At 44.9% G+C, this 24,577-nt stretch carries 20 protein-coding genes, 1 tRNA gene and 2 pseudogenes; 22 read left to right on the top strand and 1 reads right to left on the bottom strand.

Annotated features, from left to right (window positions below):
* The first annotated feature begins 1 nt into the window (after nt 1).
* From dprA to CCU_RS03030, 16 genes and pseudogenes are all read left to right on the top strand, one after another.
* On the top strand, nt 2-1,081 hold the full coding sequence (gene dprA, locus CCU_RS03105; RefSeq protein WP_015533526.1) for a DNA-processing protein DprA: 1,080 nt from the start codon (nt 2-4) through the stop codon (nt 1,079-1,081).
* Between the two features lie 77 nt (nt 1,082-1,158).
* Nucleotides 1,159-3,243 carry a type I DNA topoisomerase gene (gene topA / locus CCU_RS03100; protein ID WP_117549412.1) on the top strand — a complete coding sequence of 695 codons (2,085 nt, stop codon included), beginning with the start codon at nt 1,159-1,161 and terminating at the stop codon, nt 3,241-3,243.
* A 321-nt stretch (nt 3,244-3,564) separates the two neighbouring features.
* Nucleotides 3,565-4,328, top strand: a pseudogene (codY, locus tag CCU_RS03095) (GTP-sensing pleiotropic transcriptional regulator CodY).
* A gap of 38 nt (nt 4,329-4,366) precedes the next feature.
* Nucleotides 4,367-5,575 carry a hypothetical protein gene (locus CCU_RS03090; protein WP_015533523.1) on the top strand — a complete coding sequence of 403 codons (1,209 nt, stop codon included), beginning with the start codon at nt 4,367-4,369 and terminating at the stop codon, nt 5,573-5,575.
* 19 nt (nt 5,576-5,594) lie between these two features.
* Nucleotides 5,595-6,341 (top strand): hypothetical protein, encoded by a 747-nt coding sequence (locus CCU_RS03085; RefSeq protein WP_015533522.1) that lies wholly within the window; start codon nt 5,595-5,597, stop codon nt 6,339-6,341.
* A gap of 30 nt (nt 6,342-6,371) precedes the next feature.
* The gene (locus tag CCU_RS03080) at nt 6,372-7,187 is read left to right on the top strand and encodes a hypothetical protein (RefSeq protein WP_015533521.1); all 816 of its coding nucleotides are present in this window, start codon (nt 6,372-6,374) and stop codon (nt 7,185-7,187) included.
* Nucleotides 7,188-7,395: 208 nt separating this feature from the next.
* Complete coding sequence (rpsB, locus tag CCU_RS03075; protein ID WP_015533520.1) at nt 7,396-8,130, top strand: 30S ribosomal protein S2; 735 nt, start codon at nt 7,396-7,398, stop codon at nt 8,128-8,130.
* 237 nt (nt 8,131-8,367) lie between these two features.
* Entirely contained in the window at nt 8,368-9,393 is a 1,026-nt protein-coding gene (gene tsf, locus CCU_RS03070) for a translation elongation factor Ts (RefSeq protein ID WP_015533519.1), read from the top strand.
* A 402-nt stretch (nt 9,394-9,795) separates the two neighbouring features.
* Nucleotides 9,796-10,482, top strand: coding sequence for a response regulator transcription factor (locus tag CCU_RS03065; RefSeq protein ID WP_015533517.1), 687 nt, complete (start codon nt 9,796-9,798; stop codon nt 10,480-10,482).
* A complete protein-coding gene (locus tag CCU_RS03060) occupies nt 10,479-11,138 on the top strand; it encodes a hypothetical protein (RefSeq protein WP_015533516.1) in 660 nt (219 codons plus the stop codon). Before CCU_RS03065 ends, CCU_RS03060 begins: the two co-directional genes overlap by 4 nt.
* A 32-nt stretch (nt 11,139-11,170) precedes the next feature.
* Nucleotides 11,171-11,737: a sensor histidine kinase gene (locus tag CCU_RS03055; protein WP_015533515.1), complete on the top strand. Its 567-nt coding sequence runs from the start codon at nt 11,171-11,173 to the stop codon at nt 11,735-11,737.
* A gap of 400 nt (nt 11,738-12,137) precedes the next feature.
* Entirely contained in the window at nt 12,138-12,320 is a 183-nt protein-coding gene (locus CCU_RS03050; RefSeq protein WP_015533514.1) for a hypothetical protein, read from the top strand.
* A 392-nt stretch (nt 12,321-12,712) separates the two neighbouring features.
* Complete coding sequence (locus CCU_RS14325; RefSeq protein WP_305803635.1) at nt 12,713-15,364, top strand: glycosyl hydrolase 53 family protein; 2,652 nt, start codon at nt 12,713-12,715, stop codon at nt 15,362-15,364.
* 198 nt (nt 15,365-15,562) lie between these two features.
* Nucleotides 15,563-17,020, top strand: a complete 1,458-nt coding sequence (locus CCU_RS03040; RefSeq protein ID WP_015533513.1) for an NCS2 family permease — start codon at nt 15,563-15,565, stop codon at nt 17,018-17,020.
* 101 nt (nt 17,021-17,121) lie between these two features.
* Nucleotides 17,122-17,193: transfer RNA gene (locus tag CCU_RS03035), tRNA-Arg, on the top strand.
* Nucleotides 17,194-17,240: 47 nt separating this feature from the next.
* A complete protein-coding gene (locus CCU_RS03030) occupies nt 17,241-18,293 on the top strand; it encodes a hypothetical protein (protein WP_015533512.1) in 1,053 nt (350 codons plus the stop codon).
* Nucleotides 18,294-18,342: 49 nt separating this feature from the next.
* Here CCU_RS03030 and CCU_RS03025 read toward each other — a convergent pair whose 3' ends face one another.
* Nucleotides 18,343-18,807 carry an Lrp/AsnC family transcriptional regulator gene (locus tag CCU_RS03025; protein WP_015533511.1) on the bottom strand — a complete coding sequence of 155 codons (465 nt, stop codon included), beginning with the start codon at nt 18,805-18,807 and terminating at the stop codon, nt 18,343-18,345.
* A 314-nt stretch (nt 18,808-19,121) separates the two neighbouring features.
* Here CCU_RS03025 and CCU_RS03020 point away from each other — a divergent pair, with 314 nt between their 5' ends.
* The 6 genes and pseudogenes from CCU_RS03020 to CCU_RS02995 all read left to right on the top strand — a co-directional run.
* Entirely contained in the window at nt 19,122-19,826 is a 705-nt protein-coding gene (locus tag CCU_RS03020; RefSeq protein WP_015533510.1) for a pseudouridine synthase, read from the top strand.
* Between the two features lie 34 nt (nt 19,827-19,860).
* On the top strand, nt 19,861-21,897 hold the full coding sequence (gene ligA, locus CCU_RS03015) for an NAD-dependent DNA ligase LigA (protein WP_015533509.1): 2,037 nt from the start codon (nt 19,861-19,863) through the stop codon (nt 21,895-21,897).
* A gap of 35 nt (nt 21,898-21,932) precedes the next feature.
* Nucleotides 21,933-22,841 (top strand): homoserine O-acetyltransferase MetA, encoded by a 909-nt coding sequence (metA, locus tag CCU_RS03010; RefSeq protein ID WP_015533508.1) that lies wholly within the window; start codon nt 21,933-21,935, stop codon nt 22,839-22,841.
* A 440-nt stretch (nt 22,842-23,281) separates the two neighbouring features.
* Entirely contained in the window at nt 23,282-23,455 is a 174-nt protein-coding gene (locus tag CCU_RS03005) for a TnpV protein (protein WP_330369936.1), read from the top strand.
* A gap of 124 nt (nt 23,456-23,579) precedes the next feature.
* Nucleotides 23,580-24,293 (top strand): TetR/AcrR family transcriptional regulator, encoded by a 714-nt coding sequence (locus tag CCU_RS03000; protein WP_243440840.1) that lies wholly within the window; start codon nt 23,580-23,582, stop codon nt 24,291-24,293.
* Nucleotides 24,290-24,577: pseudogene (locus CCU_RS02995) on the top strand (hypothetical protein); the annotation flags it as partial. The gene CCU_RS03000 and the pseudogene CCU_RS02995, both read left to right, overlap by 4 nt.

Genomic DNA, 24,577 nt, shown 5'->3' with positions numbered 1-24,577 from the left:
CATGACGGAGGAATTACTTTATCTCTGGTTTGGGATGATAAGCAGGATGACTCACACTGTGAAGATGAACGTTGCCATGAAATACGGAGGTATAAGAGGACTGTGGAACACTTCTGAGGAACAGCTTCGGGATGAACTCACACAGGCTCAGGCTGACGGATTCCTTGAACACAGAGATGCCGGGAAAGTTGCGGCATATGCAGAGGAGCTTAGAAGAAATGACATTACATATATTTATCCGGGACATAAGCTGTATCCCGGGAAGCTGTATGATATACCGGATCCCCCAATGCTTCTGTTTGCAGCAGGGGATGTGGATGTGCTGGCGGATCTGGACCCTGCGGTTGCGGTGGTAGGGGCAAGAAAGGCCTCTGTGTACGGAAGGGAAGCTGCCAACAGGCTGTCGGGGGAGCTTGCAGCATCAGGGGTTACTATAGTCAGTGGAATGGCACTGGGAATAGATGGCACTGCGCACAGAGCTGCCATGAAGGCCGGAGGAAAGACTGTGGCTGTGCTCGGAAGTGGTATAAATGTTCCGTATCCGAGGGAGAACTATGATATATATCACGACATAAGAAATGGCGGCGGAGTAGTGCTGTCGGAATGTGGGCTTGACATAAGACCGGATGCTTTCAGATTCCCGTACAGGAACAGGATAATCAGTGGACTTTCGTCCGGTGTGCTCATCGTTGAGGCGAGGGAAAAAAGCGGTTCTCTGATCACTGCGGACCAGGCGCTGGAGCAGGGGCGGGAAGTGTATGCTGTTCCCGGGAGGATCACGGATTCGGGCAGCAGAGGCTGTAACGGACTTATCAGAATGGGGGCGGTGTGTGTCACACAGGTGGAGGATATACTTGATGAAATGGGCATAAACCGAGCTGAATCAAAGGCGTTTAACAAAAATTTACTTGCGCCTGCAGAGAAAAAAGTGTATAGTTGTGTACGTTTGGAATCAAGGCATATAGATGATATATGCTTCGAGACTGGGATTTCAGTGTCTGAGGTGACTCAGATATTGTATGAATTAGAACAGAAAAGATTGATAAAACAGTTGGTAAGAAATTATTATGTCAGAGCCTGACCATGAAAATGAACACTGCCGGAAGATGCTCTGGGATGATAAGAATTACAGGAAACCTACAGAAAGGACAGATAGCTATGGCAAAAAATCTTGTTATTGTTGAGTCTCCAGCTAAAGCTAAGACAATAAAAAAGTTTCTTGGATCAAACTATGAGGTGATTGCTTCGAATGGCCATGTGAGAGATCTGCCAAAGAGTCAGATGGGAATAGACGTTGATAATGATTTCGAGCCCAAATATATCACTATAAGGGGTAAAGGTGATATTCTTGCCGCTCTGAGAAAAGCGGTTAAGAAGGCCGACAAGATCTATCTCGCAACTGACCCGGACCGTGAGGGAGAGGCTATATCCTATCATTTGATGAAAGCACTTAAGCTGGAGAATAAGGATTACAAGAGAATTACGTTCAATGAGATTACAAAGAATGCGGTAAAGAATTCTATAAAGCAGGCAAGGGACATAGACATGAACCTTGTGGATGCCCAGCAGGCGAGACGAGTGCTCGACAGACTTGTTGGTTACAAGATCAGCCCGGTTCTCTGGGCAAAGATCAAGAGAGGTCTTTCTGCCGGACGTGTACAGTCTGTTGCGCTCAAGCTCGTGTGTGACAGGGAGAAGGAGATAAATGATTTTATCCCGCAGGAATACTGGACACTGGACGCGAATCTGACCGGCGGCAAGCTCAAGAAGCCTATCACGTTCAAGTTTACCGGAGATGGTAAGAATAAGGAAGAGATATCAGGCAGAGCGGCACTCGATGAGATACTCAGCGGTCTTCAAGATGGAGAGTACGTTGTAAAGTCCATAAAAGAGAGTGAGAGAAACAAGAAGGCACCGCTGCCATTTACAACAAGTACGCTGCAGCAGGAGGCTTCATCGAAGCTCAATTTTGCGACATCCAAGACGATGAGGATCGCACAGCAGCTCTATGAGGGAGTTGATATCAAGGGCCGTGGAACGATAGGTCTCATAACATACCTGAGAACAGATTCCACTAGAATATCAGAGGAAGCAGTTGCTGCTGCTGACAAATATATAACGGACAATTTCGGTGAGATATATATTGGCGATTCAAATGGACGCGCCAAGACAGACAAGAAGATACAGGATGCTCATGAGGCTATCAGACCTACAGATGTGACTCTGTCACCGGTCATGGTAAAGGAACAGCTCTCAAGGGATCAGTTCAGACTGTATCAGCTCATATATAATCGTTTCCTTGCAAGCCAGATGGCGGGGGCGGTATATTCTGTCAAGAGTGTAAAGGTAAGCTGCGGCGATGCGACATTCCAGACATCCGCATCAAAGATAGCATTTGACGGATTCCTTGCTGTATACAATCTGGACAATGACAGAGGAGAGACAGTTGCGGGAATCAACAATCTTGCTGAGGGCGATGTGCTGGAGCTTGACGGCTTTGAGGAGAAACAGCATTTTACACAGCCGCCTGCAAGATATACAGAGGCATTGCTTGTCAAGACATTGGAGGAGCTTGGAATTGGAAGACCAAGTACCTATGCTCCAACCATATCGACCATACTTGCGAGAAGATATATAACGAAGGAACAGAAGAAGTTATATGTGACAGCCATAGGTGATGCGGTTAACCAGAGCATGGAGCAGGCGTTCCCGGTTATCATAGATGTGAATTTCACGGCTAACATGGAGTCTCTTCTCGATAAGATAGGAGAGGGAACCGTGGACTGGAAAGTGGTTGTCCGCAATTTCTATCCGGATCTCGACGAGGCGGTGAAGAAGGCGGAGGCAGAACTTGAGTCCATCAAGATAGAGGATGAGGTGTCCGAGGAAGTGTGTGACGTGTGCGGACGAAACATGGTCATCAAGTATGGTCCTCACGGCAAATTCCTGGCGTGTCCTGGATTCCCTGAGTGCAGATTTACAAAGCCGTTCTACGAGAAGATAGGTGTTACCTGTCCTAAGTGTGGCGGAGACGTGGTCATCAAGACGACGAGAAAGGGTAGAAGATACTATGGATGTATCAATGCACCTGAGTGTGATTTCATGTCATGGGCAATGCCAAGCAATGAGAAATGTCCTGAATGTGGAAAGTACATGATAGTAAAGGGCAATAAGCTGGTATGCTCAGATCAGGAGTGTGGTTATACCTGCAACAACAAGGCGGCGGAGACTGCTGATAAATAATTAAGATATAAGATATGTGACAGACAGATTCCTAATTGGAGACAATTAGTGAATTTGTCTGTTTTTTTGTTGAATTGTAGAAAAATTAAAAGAAGTGTATGGTTGTCATAATTATTAAAATTGTGTCGAAAAAAAGACTGACCACTATATGTTGTGGCTGAAAAATCCAGTAAAATCAACACTTTCTTAAATCTTTGTTTTTAGGACAACTTTACATAAAATATGGTTGTTATGTTAATCTTGTTGTGGTAGAATCACAAATAGTCATAATATTTCGAGCAAAAGATACTTTTTGTTACATAAAAAAATGGAGGATAACTTATGAGTGTACAATTGTTAGATAAAACACGAAAAATCAACAAGTTATTGCACAATAACAATTCACATAAGGTTGTTTTTAATGACATTTGTGATGTGCTCAGCGACATTCTTGCTTCAAACGTGATGGTAATAGCAAGAAGGGCAAGATACTCGGACTCAAGAACAGAGAGGATATTCCGGAGATCCATGAGCTCATTGAGGGTAAGGTAGGAAGTCTCATAGACAACATGCTCAACGAGCGTCTTCTTCTCGTCCTGTCCACTAAGGAGAATGTTAATCTGACGACACTTGGATTTGATGGAAAGGATATAGACAAGTATCATGGTCTGCTCCTTCCTATTGATATAGCAGGAGAGAGACTTGGAACTCTGTTTCTGTACAGACTTCAGACTGAGTACGATATAGATGACATTATTCTTGGCGAATATGGAACCACCGTTGTGGGACTTGAGATGATGCGGGCGCTCAATGAGGAGAATGCTGAGGAGAACCGCAAGCTGGCCATAGTGAGATCAGCGATCAACACTCTGTCGTTTTCAGAGCTGCAGGCGATCAAACACATTTTTTCCGAGCTTGACGGCGAAGAGGGAATACTGGTTGCAAGCAAGGTCGCAGACAGGGTAGGCATAACAAGATCGGTTATAGTGAACGCACTCAGAAAGTTTGAGAGCGCAGGTGTTATCGAGGCGAGATCATCGGGAATGAAGGGCACGTACATAAAAGTGCTGAATGATGTGGTGTTTGATGAACTGAAGAATGCCTGAGAACAGAATTATAAATACATCGAAAAGGAGAGACGTATATGATACCGGCAATAGTGACATTGATAGTAGGTGTAGCGATAGTGATAGTAAGCTTTTTCCTTACTGACGGTCCAAAAGAGAATACAGAGAATTCTGTGATGGATGAGAGCAGGGAGAATCTGGAGAAGAAGCTTGATGAGTATTGTGACAGCCTTGTAGAGAAGAAGAAGAATGAGCTGAAGAAACAGGGCGAAGCTGTGAAATCAGACATGAAAAAGGGCCTTGATGAGGTCAGGGAGTCATCGAAAAAAGAGCTTGCTGAGATGAGAGAGAGTTCAAAGAAGGAAATGAGTGAGCTCATGGACAGCACAAGGAAGGAGCTGGATGAGTTCAGAGCCGGCACAGTCAAGGCAAATGAGACAGCCCAGGCTGATACCCAGAAGAAGATAGATGATGCAGTCAAGGCATACGAGGAGGGTATAGAGGCTGCAAAGAAGAAGATGCAGACAGAGCTTGAGGCTTGTGAGAAACAGTTGTCAGAGAAGGCCAAGAAGCAGATGATAGATTACATCAACCAGAGCCTTAAGGATGCATACGAGGCATATGATCCGGATGATACCAGCGAGAAAGAGCCTGTGACATACGATGAGCCTGAGACTGTAGATACTTCCGAGTCAGAGCCTGCGGAGGCAGATAACGGATCAGAGAAGACTGAGCCGGATGTAGAGAAAGCTCAGTCAGAAAATGATTCTCAGGCAGCAGATAAGACAGAGACAGCAGATGGAGCTGAGACTAAAGCTGATGCTGAAGCAGAAGATGACGTAAAGACAGACGGTATCGCTGACAATGATAAGTCGGAGACATCCGAGGGTGAAGCGCAGAAAGAGAATACCGAGTCAGAGAGCAGCACTGAGGCTGCTGCAGATGCAGAGGCTGCCGAGAAAGCAGTCAGTGTGGAGGATGCACCGGTAACAGACAGTGCATTTACAGTGGTAGAGGCTGAAAATCCTGAGAAGGCAGCCGCAGCGATCGCTGAGAATAACAATGCTGCCAGATCTAGAAACAATCGTTCAAAGAAGAGAAAAAAGAAGAAAGCCGCTCAGAACAAGGTTGTTGATATATGGGATGAAGGCACAGATGTAGAGTCACAGGTTGCAGATCTGCACAAGAAGGGACTCAGCATCATGGAGATCGCAAACAAACTTGGAATAGGAGTTGGAGAGGCTAAGGTTATGATAGACAAGATCAATGAGGCTGACAAACAGTAATCAGTCCGGGAGGTAAGCTATGTATAAAAAAAGTTATTTCAGAGGCCTTGGTACAGGGCTGGTGATAGGAGCACTTACCATGACTGTTGCGTTTAATTTTGGAAATGCCGGAAAAACTGATTCAGGTCAGGGCAAGACGGCGGTCGTAAGTCAGCAGCAGGATAAGAGCACAGAGGATTCTTCCACAGAGACAACAACAGAGAAGAAGACCGAGGATAAGACGACAGAAAAGACAACGACACAGAAAGTAACCACGGAAAAGAATGCCAATGCTGATAAGACTACAACAGAGACAGGCAAGTCAGAAAATGGCAAGAGCGATGCAGAGAGCGGCAGCGGAAGCAACAGTGGTACGACCGGAAGCTCCGACAAGTCAAATGGAACCGGCACAACAGATAACAACGGAGGTCTTTCTGATAAGACAGAGAGAGTTCCATCTGCCAAGGACAACGGCTATACAGAGGATAAGAATTCGCAGACCGGTTCAGGAAGCAGCACAAATAAGACTACCGAGGCGGCGACAGAGGCTGTGAAAGCGAGTGCCATCAAGTATGACAATGGCGGCGGAGAGATCACATTTGGATCTGGAACATCTGCATACGAGATATGTCAGCTCCTGGCACAGATAGGGATAAGGGATGCGGATGAGTATTATGACTGGCTGCTCAGGTCAGGATATTCAGGCAGTCTTGTGCCTGGAACATATACATTCACCGGCAATGAGACAAATGGCGGAATAGTATGGATACTATTAGGTAATCAGTAAAGATACGAGAAAAGGGAGGAGTAATCAATTATGGGAGACAATATGAATAATGAGGAGATGGGATATCCGGGACAGCGTTTCAGTGCGGGTAGTGGTAGTAGTAGTATGGATCCGTTTGCGCCAAATCCGGCAGCCTTGCAGTATGTACCGAATGAATTTGGAATAACTCACAGTGAGACCAGTCCTATGTACCGGTATAACAATCCGGCTGAACCGGATAGTGGAGCTGCCTCACAGACGGACAACTATTATCCGGGACAGCAGTACGGTCAGAATCATCAGTATGGCCAGAACCAGATGTATGGACAGAACCAGATGTATGGACAGAACCAGATGTATGGACAGAGTCAGCCATATGGCCAGGGCTACGATCAGGAGACTATGAATCCACAGGGGAAAAAAGCAAAGAGTTCCGGATCAAATGTTCTGGCAGGACTGGTAGGAGCGTTTCTTGGATCACTGGTCGGAGTTGTGCTCTGGCTTGTTGTGTATAAGCTTGGTTATATCGCAGGCATATCAGGAGCGGTTATGGTCATATGTGCCATGATGGGGTACAACAAGTTTGGAAAGAAACTTGACCTGAAGGGCATAATAATCTGCGTAGTGTTGTGTATAGGAATGATATACATTTCAGAGAGACTGAGTGTCAGCATGGAATTATATCAGGAATTTAGTGATTATGGATATGATGTGAGCTTCTTTGACTGTTATAAGAGTATGTATGATGTGCTGGATGCTGCAGATACTATGAGTTCATTCTGGGGTGAGCTTGCGGTCGGTTATCTTCTGTTTGTTGTAGCCAGTGTTTCATATATAATAAACAGCATCAGGACAAGAGCAAAATAGAACACGGACCGGCAGACAGAATACTTCTTATAAAACATATATTTTCAGAAAAAAGTGCTTGAATGCACTTTTTTTTTGTGTTACAATGTCGATTGCGTGAGTGCGCATAACAAATATACATGCTGGTTGATAGTTGGCGTGGTGCCTGTGCTCGGGTGGTCCAAAGAGTTGATGCCGGCAGAAGATTTTAACCATGGAGGTAGAAAAAATGAGCGTTATTTCAATGAAGCAGTTATTAGAGGCAGGTGTACATTTCGGACACCAGACAAGAAGATGGAACCCTAAGATGAAGCCATACATCTACACAGAGCGTAATGGTATCTACATCATCGATCTTCAGAAGTCAGTAGGAATGGTTGACGATGCTTACAATGCAATCGGTGATTGTGTTGCAAACGGTGGAACAATCCTTTTCGTTGGTACAAAGAAGCAGGCTCAGGACTCAATCAAGAGCGAGGCAGAGCGTTGCGGTATGTACTATGTAAATGAGAGATGGCTTGGAGGTATGCTTACAAACTTCAAGACAATCCAGACAAGAATCGCTACTCTTAAGAAGTACGAGGAGATGGAGCAGGACGGTACATTTGACGTTCTTCCTAAGAAGGAAGTTATCCAGATCAAGAAGGAGATGGAGAAGCTCGAGAAGAATCTTGGCGGTATCAAGAACATGAAGAGAATCCCAGACATGATCTTCGTTGTTGATCCTAAGAAGGAGAGAATATGTATCCAGGAGGCTCAGTCACTTGGAATTAAGCTTGTTGGTATCGCTGATACAAACTGTGATCCAGAGGAGCTTGATTATGTAATCCCTGGTAACGACGACGCTATCAGAGCTGTAAAGCTTATCGTTTCAAAGATGGCAGACGCTGTTATCGAGGCTCAGCAGGGTGTTGATGCTGATTCAGTAGATGAGGCAGAGGCTGAGGAGGCTGCAGAGGAGTAATCTGTAGTTGATATTGATCATCATTGATTATAATTAATAAATGATTATAAAAGGTAACGGGGTAATATAAAAAGTATTATCCCGTGACTTTTAAAGAGACATATACAGGCTGAAAAAGCTTTAATAAAACGACATAACCATTATTATGATATGTCAATATTCAAATTTGGAGGTAAAATAAGATGGCAATCACAGCAGCTCAGGTTAAAGAGTTAAGGAGAGCTCACAGGTGCCGGTATGATGGATTGCAAGAAGGCACTTGCAGAGACTGATGGTAATATGGAAGCAGCAGTAGATGTACTTCGTAAGAGCGGTGCAGTTAAGGCTGAGAAGAAGGCAAGCAGAATCGCAGCAGAGGGTATCTGCCGTGCAGCAGTTAATGGTACAACAGGTGTTGTTGTAGAGGTTAACTCAGAGACAGACTTCGTTGCTAAGAACGAGATATTCCAGACATTTGTTCAGCAGATCGCTGATCAGGCACTTGCTTCATCACTTGTTGGTGGCAAGGATGGCGAGGATGTTGAGGCACTTCTCGGAGAGAATGGTCTTAAGGAAGCCCTTGTTGACAAGACAGCAACAATCGGAGAGAAGTTATCATTCCGTAGATTCCAGAAGCTTTCAGGCGATGTAGTAGTTGACTACTTACACGGCAATGGAAGAATCGGTGTTATCGTAGCCGGTAACGGCGCAAGCGATGACGCTGCTAAGGAAGCACTCAAGAACGTAGCTATGCAGATCGCAGCTATGAACCCACAGTACATCAGCAGAGCTGATATCTCAGCAGACGCTATGGCTAAGCTTAAGGAGATCACAGTTGACAGTGCACTTAATGCACCTGATACACTTCCAAAGCCAATCCTTAACAAGCTTATCGCAAAGGCTGTTGACGGCGTATGGAGCGCAGAGGATGTAGCTATCTACGAAGAGAAGAAGAGCAACATGAACTTCTTATTCAACTTCCTTTCAAAGGAGGCAAAGGCACAGCTTGCAGAGCTTGCTATCGCTGATAAGGATGTTATCGTTGCAGATAAGATCTTCAATGGCCTTGTTGAGGGACGTATCTCAAAGCAGGTTAAGGAGATCAGCCTTCTTGATCAGGTATACGTTAAGGCTGAGGATGGCAAGCAGACAGTTGCCAAGTACCTTGAGTCAGTTAACAAGGATCTCAAGATCGCCAGCTTCGTTCGTTTCGAGGTTGGAGAGGGAATGGAGAAGAAGAACGAGGACTTCGCAGCCGAGGTTGCTAAGCAGATGAACGTTTAATCATATCCCGTATCTGAATATATGAATAATTGCCTTGCGGTTGGCTTTTGAGCTGGCCGTGGGGCTTTTTTATTGTCTGTTTCTGTTGATATCCAGCACTGTATAAAATATAATCTATGTAATTGCGGTTCAGATGATCGCAAACGAGCTGAGTAACGAGCAGGGACACATAGAATCGGCATCCGGGCTTTTGGTCGACCTTATGCTTGACGGTGTGGAGGCAGGGAAGCGGGTATGAATGCCCATCTTGCCAAGCCTATAGATACAGACAGACTTGTCCAGACAATTGTTGATGTCATGAAGGTTTAAGCTTTATTTAAGCTTGAGGGGTAAAATACGAATTATAGATGGTTTGCGTCATATCTGGTGGAGACCATAATAATATGAGACGGAGATAAGATTATGAGATTGCTTCTTGCGGAGGATGAGAAAGCGCTTTCAAGCGCGCTTCAGGTTATATTGAAGCACAACAATTACTCAGTGGACGCTGTGTATAACGGACAGGATGCCTATGATTACATTATGGCAGGAGTGTATGACGGAGTCATACTTGATGTCATGATGCCAAAGATGGATGGCTTTACCGTGCTGTCAAAGATCAGGGCTGAGGGCTGCGATGTTCCGGTCATTATGCTCACGGCCAAGGCTGAGACTGATGACAAGATCAACGGCCTTGATCTGGGGGCGGACGATTATCTTGCAAAGCCATTTGAGACAAAGGAACTCCTGGCAAGGATACGCGCGATAACCAGAAGAAAGAGTGAGGCGGTCAGCACGGAGATGAAGTATGGCGACTGCACGTTAAACAGCCTGAATTATGAGCTCAGTTCATCTGGTGGAAGCGTAAAGCTGCAGAACAAGGAATATCAGATCATGGAACTGCTGATGGCAAATCAGAATGCGATAATATCAGCAGAGCTTATGATGGAGAAGATATGGGGCTATGACACGGATACGGAGATCAGTGTTGTGTGGGTCAATATCTCGTATCTCAGGAAGAAGCTCAGTCAGATAGGCTCAGGGGTGTCCATTAAGGCAGTAAGAAATCAGGGATACATACTTGAGTATAAGGAAGAGGATAGAACATGATAAAGAATCTGAGAAAAAGATTTATATTTGCGGCAATGGTATCCACATTTGGAGTGCTGTTTGTCATAATGAGCATTCTCAACATAGCAAATTATGCCCGCATGGTTTCAAGGGCGGATGATACCTTAAGTGAACTGGTGGATAATAATGGACAGTTTGACCGCAGGGATTTTCTGAAAGAGAAGGTTAAGACCAATGCGGATTCCCAGCCACCTGATAAGCCTGATGGCAAGAGCAATGATAAGTTCTCACCGGAGACACCATTTCAGACAAGATATTTCTCCGTGGTCGTAAGTGATGGGGCTGTTGAGTCCTACAGCCTTGACAATATAGCTGCTGTTGATGAATCGGAAGCCGAGTCGTATGCTTTGAAGATACTTGGGGACGGTTCAGACAGTGGATTTACGGATATATACAGATACAGGGTAGCGGACTGTGAGGATGGAACCAGGATAATATTTGTCGACTGCCGTCAGGAGCTGGAGTCGTTCAGAAATACGTTGGTATACAGTGTAGGAGTGTCACTTCTGGGATTCCTTGCGGTGTTCATGCTGGTGCTGTTCTGGTCAAAGAAGATATTCAAGCCGGTGGCTGAGAGTTATGCCAAGCAGAAGCGGTTTATCACCGATGCAAGCCATGAGATCAAGACACCCTAACCATCATAGATGCAAATACCGAGGTCATAGAGATGGTGAACGGTGAGAGTGAATGGACGAAGAACACCAGGGATCAGGTCAAGAGACTGACAGCGCTCACAAATCAGATGGTGGCTCTCTCCAGACTGGATGAGAATCCTGAACCGAAGGAGAAGGCAAAGTTTGATCTGTCTGATGTGGCGTATGAGGTGATAGATCATTTCTCGTCTCTGTCGGAGGTTCGAGGCAAGAAGATCAGCGCGGATATCGAAGATGGAATAAAGTATGTCGGAGATGAGAATTCCATCAGGCAGCTCATAAGCATACTGGTGGATAACGCTATGAAGTATGCTGTTGAATCAGCGGATATAAGTATATCCTTGAAGCGTGATGGCAGAAAGGTGAAGTTTGTTCTCAAAAACCTCACAGATGGCATGGAAGAGGGCTCTCAGGATATATTGTTTGAGAGATTCTATAGACCTGACAGCTCAAGAAATTCGGAGACCGGAGGTTCGGGAATAGGACTTTCTCTCGCCAAATCGATAGTTGAGTCTCACAAGGGCAGGATAACAGCAAGATGTGACGGGGATGGATACATCACATTCCAGGTTACATTATAGAATAATACAGTGTGTATACGTTAAAACGCTCTGTTCATGATATGAAGTTTACATAACATATCATGGACAGGGCGTTTTCTTTGTGTAAGCGTTGGGATTTATTGTGCATATTTGAAAATACATAACATAATATCATTCTGTTGCGCACAAAATTGCACACAAATTGCGCTTAAGTTGCGCTTTGACATATACAAAATACACAAATAATTCTTAAAAACATTGTCTACAAGCGACATGGTAACCAGAACTCAAATATGTTAATATATCAGTATGAGGACAAACGGTTGCGCAACTGTTGATCAACATTATTATTGCAAGGAGGAATCCTTGTGATAATGCAGACGCCGCGCGGAGCGCATTGGGATGCGTCTGCGTAATAATACTTATTAGGAGGGCATATATGAGAAGAAAGAGAATTGTAAAGCAGATTGGCTGTGCAGTTCTTGCAGGAGCGCTTATGGTAGGGCAGATCTTTGGATCTGGAGCTTCACTGATAACAGCGAAGGCTGCGGAGAGCTGGGTGGACACACTCAAGGTTGCAAATGGCGATTTTGAACAGGTGACAGCAGTAACTGGACTATAGAGAGTGAATCGGGAGCTGAGCTTGTTGTAAAAAATGGTGGAAGTAATGTAAACTCCACATATTATCTGAATATCTGGGCTTCAGATGCGGCTGATGTCAGCATCACACAGACTGTAGAGGCTGTTCCTGCAGGAACATACAAGCTAGAGTATGATGTCGAGGGCGATGCCCAGGATACAGGGCTCACAGTATCTGTCGCTGATAAGTCACAGGCTGTTGGAGCCACGACCGGATGGGATGCATGGGCGACAAATGAGACAGAAGAGTTCGTTCTTGAGGATACAACTGATGTCAGCATTTCATTCAAGGGCAGTCTTGCCAAGGGATATTGGGGCAAGATAGACAATGTAAAGCTCTGCAAGCTTACAGACGAGGAAGATGTAGTTGAGCCTGTGGAGGCTGGAATATATGTGGACCGCGTGCGTGATCTCACATACACAGATCTGAACGGAGAGAAGCAGTCATTTATCGAGGGCGTAGACGTATCATCCTATGTGTCACTGAAGAACAGTGGAGTTAAGTATTATGATTTCGATGGCAACGAGCTGGATGATATCGGATACTTCAAGTTCCTTGCTTCATGTGGAATAAATTATGTGCGTGTCCGTGTATGGAATGATCCATATGATGCAGACAAAAACGGTTACGGCGGCGGTAACAATGATTTGGAGACAGCCAAGAAGATCGGACAGTATGCAACAGCAGCCGGAATAAAGCTTCTTGTGGATTTCCATTATTCGGATTTCTGGGCTGATCCTGGCAAACAGCAGGTGCCTAAGGCTTGGGCTGACTTCACTCTTGACGAGAAGGTAGCTGCAGTTAAGTCATACACATCAGAGAGCCTTAAGACTCTGCTCGATGCTGGCGTTGATGTCGGCATGGTTCAGATCGGTAACGAGACGACCAACGGAATATGTGGTGAGACTTCAAAGAACTGGGAAAACATGGCAAAGATCTTCAGCGCCGGAAGTGAGGCAGTGAGAGCCATCGACAAGAATATCCTTGTTGCCATCCATTTCACCAATCCTGAGAGAAGTGGCAATTACGCAAATTTTGCAAAGAGACTTAATACATACAACGTAGACTACGATGTATTTGCATCATCATACTATCCTGTATGGCATGGCTCAACAGACAATCTCACATCGGTTCTCAAGAATGTGGCAGACACATATGGCAAGCTTGTCATGGTGGCAGAGACATCATGGGCATATACACTGGATGATGGTGATGGACATGAAAATACTGTCAGAAAAGGTAAAGATGATTCTACAACTTATGATTTATCAGTTCAGGGACAGGCCAATGAGATAAGCTCCGTTATAAAAGCAGTAAAGAATACAGGTTCTTCAGGAATCGGTGTATTCTACTGGGAGCCTGCATGGCTTCCTGTAAATGTGTATGATTCATCTGCAGAGAATGCAGCAGACGTCCTTGCAGCCAACAAGGAGGCATGGGAGAAGTACGGTTCAGGCTGGGCTTCATCATACGCAGGAGAGTACGACGCAGCAGACGCCGGCAAGTGGTACGGCGGTTCAGCGGTTGACAACCAGGCACTGTTTGACTTCACAGGACACCCACTTGAGTCGCTCAAGACATTTGCCTATGTTCACACAGGAACAAAGACAAAGAGAGAGGTAGTCTCAATAACAGTTGATGATGTTGAGATCGAGATAACAGATATTGCAAATGTAGCTCTGCCGACTGCAGCAACAGTAGCTTACAATGATGGCAATTCAGAGAGCGCAGACATCACTTGGGAGGATGGAGCACTTGAGAAGGTAAAGAACTACGGTGCAGGAACATGTACTGTAAAGGGAACTGTGACAGTAAATGATGAGACTGTCGAGGTTCAGTGCAATGTAACAATATTAAAGGAGAACATCCTTGTAAATCCTGGATTTGAGTCAGAAAATGAGGGCTGGACGATCGCAGATACCAGCAAGGGACTTGCAATAAAGACAAAGGAAGACTACAGAAACGGAGCATACTGTGCACATTACTACAATGCTTCAGATTTCACATATGACATGTATCAGACCATCACACTTGAGTCGGGCGAGTATGTGTTCAGCGCATATATCCAGGGCGGTGCAAATGGAGACAATGATGTATACGAGGTATATGCGAAGGCAGGAGACACAGAGCTTGCATCAGCTTCAGCAGTTCCACAGGGATGGAAGATATGGCAGCATCCTGAGATCAGATTTACAGTGGAAGAGACAACAGAGGTTGTTGTCGGAATGAGAGCAACCGCATCAGGTAAGGCATGGGGAACATGGGATGACGCATATCTCTACAAGGATGCGGATATCACACCGACACCGGATCCGGATCCAACACCGGACCCAGATCCAACACCAGACCCAGATCCGACACCGGACCCGGATCCAACACCAGATCCAATACCAACACCGGATCCAGATCCAACACCGGATCCAGATCCGACACCAGACCCAACTCCATCTATTGATACAAGCAAGAATGGTCTTGTGAAGGAGAATGGAAAGACCTACTTCTATAAGAAGGGCGTGGTTCAGGAGAATTACACAGGATTTGTCAAGAGTGCCGGAGTCAACTACTATGTTGTAAATGGCGTGGTAAAGACAGGATACAAGGGACTTGTAAAGAGCCCTAAGACGGGAAAAACATATCTTGTAAAGAATGGCAAGATTTATACAGCTTACACAGGTTTCTACAGAAATTCAAAGGGACAGCAGTGTCTCATAATAAAGGGCAAATTTGCAGAGAGCAAGACAGCCCTTGTCAGAAGCACCAAGAATAAGAAGTATTACTATGTAAAGAAAGGTATAATCCAGTCAGGTTATACAGGCTTCTTCAAGAGTACCACAACAGGTGCTAAATGCTATATCTACAAGGGTGTATTCCAGTCAGGCAAGACGGGAATAGTAAAGAGTCCTAAGAATCACAAGAACTACTATGTGAAGAAGGGCAAGATCGCCACAGAAGTTACCGGTATAGTTAAGATATCAGGTTCAAGATATAAAGTAGTGAGAGGTCTTGTTGTCAAAAAAGTAAAATAGTACAGAGTAATACATATATACGATAGTCCGATTGGGGAATACCCGGCCGGACTATTTTATTATTTGTTTATATGTTATTTAATTTTTGTAAGGAACATTAAGAAATTATTTAAAAGTAGTTGAAAAAGTATCATTAAGTGATATAGAATGGATAAGTATTTGTTTATATTATACTAAAACGAGAAAAGGAGAGTAATCATGGACAAATTCTTCAAAATCTCAGAGCGTGGGTCTACAATCAAGACCGAGATCATGGCAGGACTTACAACATTCTTCGCCATGGCATACATCGTTCTGGTCAATCCAAATCAGGTTGCAGGAGAAGGCAGCAATGGCTGGCTGGCAGGGGCAGTTCCAGACATGGCTGGTGAGCTTGGTACAGTATGGAATGCTGTATTCATCGCATCTATTCTTGTTGCAATAGTGGGAACACTTCTCATGGCGTTCCTCGCGGACATGCCATTTGCACAGGCCTGCGGAATGGGACTTAACTCATTCTTCTGTACTATCTTCGTAGCTGGTGCAGCATTTGCAGGTGTGAGTGTTATCAGAGGTTATCAGGCAGGTCTGGTAATAGTATTGATATCAGGTCTCGTATTCCTGATCCTTTCAGTGACAGGACTCAGAAAGTACATTGCAGTTGCAATGCCTGAGTGCCTTAAGAAGTCAATTCCGGCAGGTATTGGTCTGTTCATAGCTCTTATCGGACTGAAGAATGCAACACTTATCCAGGACAACCCATATACATTTGTTCAGTTCTTTGATTTCCACGGTGTGATCACAAGCGCTGGTAGCACAAAGGAGGCTATTGCACAGATCGCACCTCCTATAGTAGCATTTGTAGGATTTATAATAATTGCGATCCTTGCAAAGCTTAATGTAAAGGGTAACATTATCATAGGTATCCTTGCATCTACAGTATTATATTATGTTATGATGCTTCAGGCACCTAACTTTGATTTCTCATCGATCGGACAGTCATTCAAGGATTTCGGTTCAGTCGGATTCCTCGGAGTGTTCCAGGGACAGGCATGGAAGGATGCATTCTCTGCTGAGTATATCGGCGGTGTGTTCTCAGCAATCATGCTTGTTGTCAGCTTCTGTCTGGTAGATATGTTTGATACCATCGGAACTCTCTATGGTGCAGCTTCCCAGGCTAATATGCTTGACGAGAAGGGTGACCCAATGAAGCTTGACGAGTGTATGATATGTGACTCTATAGGTACTGTATCAGGAGCTATTCTCGGTACATCAACATGTACAACATTTGTAGAGTCAGCTTCAGGTATCGCTGCAGGTGGTAGAACAGGTCTTACAAGTTTGGTTACAGCAATCTGCTTTGCAGTATGTCTGTTCCTCAGCCCTGTTGCCAACATCATTCCATCATGTGCAACAGCACCAGCACTTATCTTCGTAGGTGTACTTATGGCTAAGAACTTTGCAAAGGTTGATATGGAGGATATGCGCTCAGCAGTTCCTGCATTCGTGACATTCCTTATGATGCCACTGACATACTCTATTTCAAATGGTATCGGTCTTGGCGCTATCACATATGTTCTTATCACACTGTTCACAGGCAAGTATAAGAAGCAGGATATCGTAGTGACGATTATTGCACTCTTATTTATAGTAAAATTCGTTTCGGTAACTATGTAATTATTTAGTGACACAAGAGAATTCAAAGCGTTCCCGCATATAAGTGCGGGGACGTTTTTTTATTTGCCAAAGTGAGTTTTTTGTAGTATCATACCAACTGTGTACCAGTAGCCAATCGGATACGGCAATGGCCTCCGGAGCCATGACGGGCGGTTCGACTCCGCCCTGGTACGCTTTTTTATACTCTGATATTTATTTCGTAAAAGGATGATATGCAGTGATGAAGAAGAAAAAGAATTTGGAAGCGGAAGAACAGAATATAGAAAATGAAGAGCCGGAGTTGGATGGGAAATCAGAGATCGGTGGAGATTCAGAGACAGATGATGACTTAGATGACGGTGAAGATCCGGAGTCAGACGATGAATCGGATGACAGTGGAGACTCGGGATTAGATGATGACTTAGATGACAGTGAAGATTCGGAGCTGGCTGATAACTCAGAGCTCGGCGGAGCTTCAGAGGTTGAGGAGACCCCGGCGAGACAGAAAAGGCCGTATGAGGATTATGTCATAGAAGATCCTGAGGATATGGATGATGCACCGGATACCGGAGATATGTTCGATGATGAAGAGCTGTATGGCGATGACGATTATTTTGCCGAAGAGAAGGCAAAGACGCGGAAAGGCCGAAGAAGATCCAGACATGGTGGGATCTCTGGTGGTGTTCTTGCCTTGCTGTGGGCGGTATTTCTGATACTTGTCGGAGTCTATGTGTATGTATTTTTTATAAACGATAAGCTGTTCACAGAGAACATAACCGGAAGAGATAACACGGTGAGACTGGAGATACCAGACGGAGCAAATTACAGGCTGTGTACGATCGATGAGATAAATCAGCTAGTGAACAATTATCTTTTGGCGAGAACAAAGGCAGATCAGACGACACTTCAGAGACTGGTCACAGATCCGTCGGAATTTGACGACATGAAGAGCATTGAGATAGCAGCGGAGTATATAACGGCGTACAACAAGACCACCTGTTATATAGCCAACGGATATACCGCAGATTCGTATATCGTGTACGAATTATCCAATCTGATGATAAAGGATGTCAACTCGGAACCGCTCGATATAAGGTCGTTATATGTGACGAAACAGTCAGATGGAAGCTACAAGATCAACAATTCGGCTTTGTCTGACAAGGAGAGCTCGTATATCAACACCATCAACTCATCTGGTGATATACAGGCGATATATGAACATGTAAAAGAAAACAATGATTATCTGCTTAGAACGGATGAGACATTTAGAAAGTTCCAGAATATGTATAATTAAAGAAAACGCAGGCTTTATGCCTGCGTTTTATATTATCACTGTATGAGATTTACATAGCCTCTGAAGAGTCTATAGTATCTGTGTCGATCAAAACCCCTCTGGTAGGAACCGGTGTGGAGAATACTATCTGTGTCTCTGTGCTGCCAAATCTCTGGAGCTGTCCGATAAATGAGTCGAGATCCATGGTATTAGGAAAGCAGACTTTCATGAGCATGGAGTGCGCGCCGGTCACACAGTTGCATTCCAGTACATTTGGACATGCTTCAACAAATGGATAGAAGGTTGGCTTCTGTTTTGGATCAAGAGCCATGTGTATAAATGCTGTGATGTGATATCCGAGAGCCTCATGGTTGATGCTTGCGTGATACCCGGTCAGTATTCCTGCTTTTTCAAGCCTCTCTATTCTTGCTGAAACTGCCGGCGAAGAAAGGAAGACTTTGCTGGCCAGATACTTGAGTGGCGTTCTGGCGTTGCCCTGTAAAAGATGAATGATTTTTCTGTCGATGTTATCCATAATATGCACTTCCTTTTCCTAAAATAAAAAAAGGTGCGTTTCCGAAGAAACACACCTTTGCGTTTGTTTAAATATACATTAATTGATAAAAAAAATCAAGGACTTTTACAAAATTAATTTAACTGAATCTTTGCTGTGGGTTATACATGGTGTGATGAATGGTTCACAAAATGAAAAATAAATGGTATGATGGTTCTGCATATTGGTTAGAATTTACTGGCCTTGGTCTGGCTGATACATGGTGTATGCTGACCAGAAATTAGAATGTGAGATATGTATTAACAATATAGGAAAATAATAACAGAGGAAAGATTATGGCGGATGGAATAAGACTTAACAAATATCTCAGTGAGGCGGGCGTGTGCTCAAGGCGCGCTGCGGATACACATATAGAGAATGGAAAGGTTACGATCAACGGAGAGACTGCAGTCATGGGTCAGAAGGTCATGCCCGGGGATGTGGTGACATTCATGGGCAGGAAGGTTCAGCAGAAGGATAGGACAGTGATCCTGGCATATAATAAGCCGATAGGACTTACCTGTACAGCGAGTAAGGCTGATCCAGACAATATATTTGATCACATAGATTATCCGATCAGACTTCAGTACGTGGGAAGGCTGGACAAGGACTCCCAGGGTCTGCTTCTTCTGACAAATGATGGTGACCTGTCAAATGCCATCCAGAAGTCGGTGAACAACCACGAGAAGGAATACAGAGTGCGGGTGAACCGTGAGATAACAGAGGACTTCATCAGGAAGATGTCGGATGGAGTGCCTATACTTGATACAGTGACAAAGAAATGTAAGGTGCGAAAGATAGATGACAGATCATTCATGATAGTGCTGACACAGGGTCTCAACAGGCAGATCAGACGAATGTGTGATGCATTGGGCTACAGGGTAGTGAACCTGAAGAGAGTCAGGGTCTGCAACGTGAAGCTTGGCAATATGAGACCTGGAGAGTTAAGGGAGCTCAGCCGCGAGGAAGAGGCAGAGCTGAGACGGATAGTGGGGATGTAGTAGAGAGTGTATATAGGATTTTTGTGGGGTGTGTATGGAAGATATTAGTAGAAATACCAGTGAAAATATTAAAGAAAATAATGACATCAGTGGCAATAACGATAATGGCAAGATAGCCAGAATTAAAGAACTTGTAAAGCAGCTCAACGATGCTGCAAAGAAATATTATATGGAAGATACAGAGATCATGAGCAATCTGGAGTATGATGCTCTGTACGATGAACTGAATGCTCTGGAGAAAGAGACCGGGATGGTCATGAGCAACAGCCCGACGGTCAAGGTAGGATATGAGGTTGTAAGTGAGCTGCCAAAGGAGGCTCACGAGCATCCAATGCTCTCACTTGATAAGACAAAGGATGTAGGTGCTCTTGCGTCATGGCTTGGCGGTCAGAAGGGCGTAATATCCTGGAAGATGGACGGACTCACAGTTGTTCTCACATATGAGAACGGAGAGATGATAAAAGCGGTTACCCGTGGAAATGGTGAGATAGGCGAGGTCATCACGAACAATGCGAAGGTATTTGCAAATGTACCTCATCACATCCCGTACAAGGGCAAGCTGACGATCAGAGGCGAGGCGGTCATCAAATACTCGGATTTCAATGCGATAAATGAGAAGATAACGGATGCGGAATCTAAGTACAAGAACCCGCGAAATCTGTGCAGCGGCTCAGTGAGACAGCTCGATAACAAGATAACAAAAGAGAGAAATGTACATTTCTTCGCTTTTAATTTAGTGGACGGTGAGGATGTGGACTTCCACAATTCATTCAAATATCAGCTTGACTGGTTGGAGCAGCAGGGATTTACCGTGGTAGAACACTACCTGACAGACTCGGCGGCACTTCCTGATAAGGTGAGGGAATTTTCAGAGAAGATAACGGAGAATGACTTCCCATCGGATGGTCTGGTACTCATGCTGGATGATTTGGCATACGGAAGGAGCCTGGGAACCACAGCCAAGTTCCCGCGAAATGCCATGGCGTTCAAATGGGCGGATGAGGAGGCAATCACCCACCTCCGCTATGTGGAGTGGAGTCCATCAAGAACTGGACTCATCAACCCGGTTGCTGTATTTGACCCGGTGGAGCTCGAGGGAACAACAGTCAGCCGTGCCAGCATACACAACGTCAGCATACTTAAGTCATTGGCGCTTGGCGAAGGTGATGAGATTGCAGTATACAAGGCGAATATGATCATTCCGCAGATTGCAAGGAATCTAACCATGAGCGGTAACGTGGTCATACCGGCTGCGTGTCCTGCATGCGGAGGAGAGACTGAGATAGTGAGGGAGGAAGGCGGTGCAGCGTCAGGAGTTGAGACTCTGTACTGCACAAACCAGTTCTGCCCTGCGAAGAAACTCAAGTCATTTTCACACTATGTGTCCAGAAATGCGTTGAATATAGACGGACTCTCAGAGGCGACCATAGAGAAGTTCATAGATGAGAAGATCCTCGAGGAGCTTCCTGATCTGTATAAGCTTGCGGCTCACAGAGAACATATAGTTGAACTTGAGGGATTTGGCGAGAAGTCGTACAACAAGCTTGTGGCTGCGGTGGACGCATCCAGACAGACGAACATGTGGCGTCTTGTCAATGGTCTCGGCATTGCAAATGTCGGAGAGGCGACAGCCAAGCTCATGGCAAAGCATTTTGCAAATGATATGGATGCCATGAAGAAGGCAGATGTGTCAGCATACGTTGAGATAGACGGAATCGGTCAGGTTATAGCAGAGGATATAGTCAGATACTTTGAAAATGAGAAGAATTGTGCTATCATAGATAGGTTGATGGCTGAGCTTACGTTTGTGGATGAGGTTTCTGATACGGAGCAGGATCTGGCGGGCAAGGTGTTCGTCATAACCGGTTCGCTCACCCATTTTGACAACAGAAATCAGCTCAAGGAACTGATAGAGAGCAGAGGAGGTCAGGTTACAGGTTCTGTATCTGCCAAGACCTCATATCTTATAAATAACGATGTGAATTCTACATCATCCAAGAACAAGAAGGCAAAAAGCCTTGATGTGCCTATCATATCTGAGGAGGATTTCTTAGAATTGATTGGACAGTAGGAGTAACTGTAGTAAATGGAAAGGAATGAATAGAGATGCCGATAAGAATAGATGATGATCTGCCGGTTAAGAAAACATTGGAGGACGAGAACATATTTGTCATGGGAACAGGAAGGGCGCACAGCCAGGACATAAGACCCCTTGACATCCTGATACTCAACCTCATGCCGCTGAAGGAGGATACAGAGCTGCAGCTCATGCGAAGCCTGTCAAACACCCCACTTCAGGTGAACATCACGCTTCTTAGAACCATGTCCTACGAGTCCAAGAACGTGACAAAGGGACACCTTGACAGATTCTACGAGGATTTTGACAGCGTAAAGAACCGCAAATGGGACGGTTTCATCATAACCGGAGCACCTGTTGAAAAGATGGAATTTGAGAATGTTGACTACTGGGATGAACTCCGCGAGATCATGGATTGGTCCGAGACAAATGTCACATCGACCATGCACATTTGCTGGGGCGCCCAGGCGGGACTCTACTACAGATACGGTGTGCAGAAGTTCGACCTTCCGCAGAAACTGTCAGGCATATACGAACATCACACCTTCCACAAGAGAACACCGCTAGTCCGCGGTTTCGACGATGTATTTTACGTGCCACATTCAAGATATACCGGTGTGTCCAAGGAGGACATTGTAAACAATGATCACCTTGAGATCGTAGCCGAGTCAGATGTGGCTGGCCCGTACCTCATAATCGGTGACGGCGGCAAGAACATATTTGTCACAGGACACCCTGAGTACGACGTGCTGACCCTTGACCAGGAGTACCACAGAGACCTTGGCAAGGGCCTGAATCCACAGATTCCGGTGAACTATTATCCAGACAACGACCCGGAAAAGAAACCAGTGAAGAAGTGGAGATGCCACGCGAATACTTTGTATGCGAATTGGCTCAATTATTACGTTTATCAGCTCACACCTTATAAGTGGGACTAGAAGCCGCTGAGACCGCATAAAAACTGAGGTTTTAAGCCAAATGCGTTACATAGCAATAAAATCATAAATGTATGTAAAATGATGTGATTTTCCATAATTTAATGACTTTGTGGCGATTAATTGGTGTTTTTTCAAAATGCAGATGGTGTTTTTTTAAACGGCGCTAGGCAGAAGATATTAAATATAAAATTAAAACACAGCACTATGTAGATGAGTGGGAGTTATCTATATGGTGCTGTGTTTTTCGTTGTAATTTCTTAATCTATAGTATTTAGAAAGGCGAGTAATGCCTCTCTTTGTACAGAGTTGAGTCTATATATTCTGGTTGACAGTGGATCATTGATTGGAACCTTATTATCATCATCAAAAAAATCCCTTAATGAAATGTCAAGTGCTTTGCACAATTGGAAAAGAACTTCTATTATCACCGCAAGCAATCCGTGCAGAAAGCCGGAGAAGCAATATTTTCTCGGCTGGTAAAGCAGCTTTCCGAAAAAGAGGGCGTAACGGAAGCCCTCAAAGCGGAAAATCAAATGCTGTGGGTGCAGAGGATGAACAACAGATGGCGGCTTTTCCTTTTCAGGCAGTATTCAATAAGTCATAAAGTTCCGTGAGTAATGGAAGAAGCCAGCGTTTGCGGAAATGTCACAATTTACGGAGGTAAAGTTTCAAATTCCACTTGCCTTTTTGCACTTGTTATGATATTATTAGTATGCGTACTAGGATGCTCAAATAGAGGTGATATATTTGCGGAGAGACAGCAGTGAAACAAAGAGGAAAATACTGACCGTGTGCGTCCGTCTCTTTTTGGAGCAGGGGTATAAAAACACCTCTGTCAGTCAGATTGTGGATGAAGCAGGTGTTGCAAGAGGAAGCTATTTGAATTTGTATCCTACCAAGGACAGAATTTTGCTGGAATTGACCGAAACGATGTTCGGCGGACAGTTCGGCGTGGCAAGAAGCATTGCAGACAGCAAGCTGCCGCCGGTTTACGCTTATGCGGTGGAAACGGCGATTCAACTGACACTGACCGAGTTGAACGAGAACCTGCGGGAAATCTACATCGAAGCCTACTCCCTGCCCGAAACATCGGAATATATTTACCTGCATACCACAGCAGAGCTGAAACAGATTTTTGGTGAAAAATTTCCCGATGATACCGAGAGCGACTTTTACGAGATGGAAATCGGCACGGCGGGACTGATGCGCAGCTATATGGCGAGAAAATGTGATATTCATTTTCCGTTGGAACGCAAGCTCAGCCGCTTTTTGACGGCGGCTATGCGGGTGTATCGGGTACCGGAGGCAGAGCAGGCAAAGGTGCTTGCCTTTATTCAATCACTGGATATCAAGGCAATCGCCACCGAGGTAATGTATAAGCTGTTCGCCATGTTGGAAATGAAATATGACTTTAAGCTGTCAAAGGACAGCAAAGGAGAGGAGACTATATGAATAAGAAAATTTTGAGCGTTGTGCTCATACTGTGCCTGATGCTGGCTGTTATGCCTATGACGGCATATGCGGCGGATATTGCGTTATGTACTAAATGCGGCCAGAGACAAACGGTAAGGGTGACTCGTCAATACGCAAATGATAAATGGCATCGATGCGATCTTACATGCACGGTGTGTGATAATACATGGGATTACTGGGAGTCACACATATGGAGCGGAACGGCGACTTGCACAAGCGGAAGGACATGCACGCTTTGCGGCGGATCTTCCGAACCGCTTGGG

This window comes from Coprococcus sp. ART55/1, assembly GCF_000210595.1.
Taxonomy (GTDB): Bacteria; Bacillota; Clostridia; order Lachnospirales; family Lachnospiraceae; genus Coprococcus; species Coprococcus aceti.
Note: the sequence above shows the minus strand (reverse complement) of the source record. Positions and strands in the feature narration are given on the sequence as shown.

Excerpts from the sequence above, each read along its gene's own strand:
- CCU_RS03090 (WP_015533523.1), top strand. The coding sequence starts at position 4,367 with ATGATACCGGCAATAGTGACATTGATAGTAGGTGTAGCGATAGTGATA.
- CCU_RS03085 (WP_015533522.1), top strand. The coding sequence starts at position 5,595 with ATGTATAAAAAAAGTTATTTCAGAGGCCTTGGTACAGGGCTGGTGATA.
- topA (WP_117549412.1), top strand. The coding sequence starts at position 1,159 with ATGGCAAAAAATCTTGTTATTGTTGAGTCTCCAGCTAAAGCTAAGACA.
- CCU_RS03030 (WP_015533512.1), top strand. The coding sequence starts at position 17,241 with ATGAAGAAGAAAAAGAATTTGGAAGCGGAAGAACAGAATATAGAAAAT.
- CCU_RS03025 (WP_015533511.1), bottom strand. The coding sequence starts at position 18,807 with ATGGATAACATCGACAGAAAAATCATTCATCTTTTACAGGGCAACGCC.
- CCU_RS03065 (WP_015533517.1), top strand. The coding sequence starts at position 9,796 with ATGAGATTGCTTCTTGCGGAGGATGAGAAAGCGCTTTCAAGCGCGCTT.
- CCU_RS03020 (WP_015533510.1), top strand. The coding sequence starts at position 19,122 with ATGGCGGATGGAATAAGACTTAACAAATATCTCAGTGAGGCGGGCGTG.
- CCU_RS03060 (WP_015533516.1), top strand. The coding sequence starts at position 10,479 with ATGATAAAGAATCTGAGAAAAAGATTTATATTTGCGGCAATGGTATCC.
- ligA (WP_015533509.1), top strand. The coding sequence starts at position 19,861 with ATGGAAGATATTAGTAGAAATACCAGTGAAAATATTAAAGAAAATAAT.
- CCU_RS03050 (WP_015533514.1), top strand. The coding sequence starts at position 12,138 with ATGAGAAGAAAGAGAATTGTAAAGCAGATTGGCTGTGCAGTTCTTGCA.
- CCU_RS03055 (WP_015533515.1), top strand. The coding sequence starts at position 11,171 with ATGGTGAACGGTGAGAGTGAATGGACGAAGAACACCAGGGATCAGGTC.
- dprA (WP_015533526.1), top strand. The coding sequence starts at position 2 with ATGACGGAGGAATTACTTTATCTCTGGTTTGGGATGATAAGCAGGATG.
- CCU_RS03040 (WP_015533513.1), top strand. The coding sequence starts at position 15,563 with ATGGACAAATTCTTCAAAATCTCAGAGCGTGGGTCTACAATCAAGACC.
- rpsB (WP_015533520.1), top strand. The coding sequence starts at position 7,396 with ATGAGCGTTATTTCAATGAAGCAGTTATTAGAGGCAGGTGTACATTTC.
- CCU_RS03080 (WP_015533521.1), top strand. The coding sequence starts at position 6,372 with ATGGGAGACAATATGAATAATGAGGAGATGGGATATCCGGGACAGCGT.
- metA (WP_015533508.1), top strand. The coding sequence starts at position 21,933 with ATGCCGATAAGAATAGATGATGATCTGCCGGTTAAGAAAACATTGGAG.
- tsf (WP_015533519.1), top strand. The coding sequence starts at position 8,368 with ATGATGGATTGCAAGAAGGCACTTGCAGAGACTGATGGTAATATGGAA.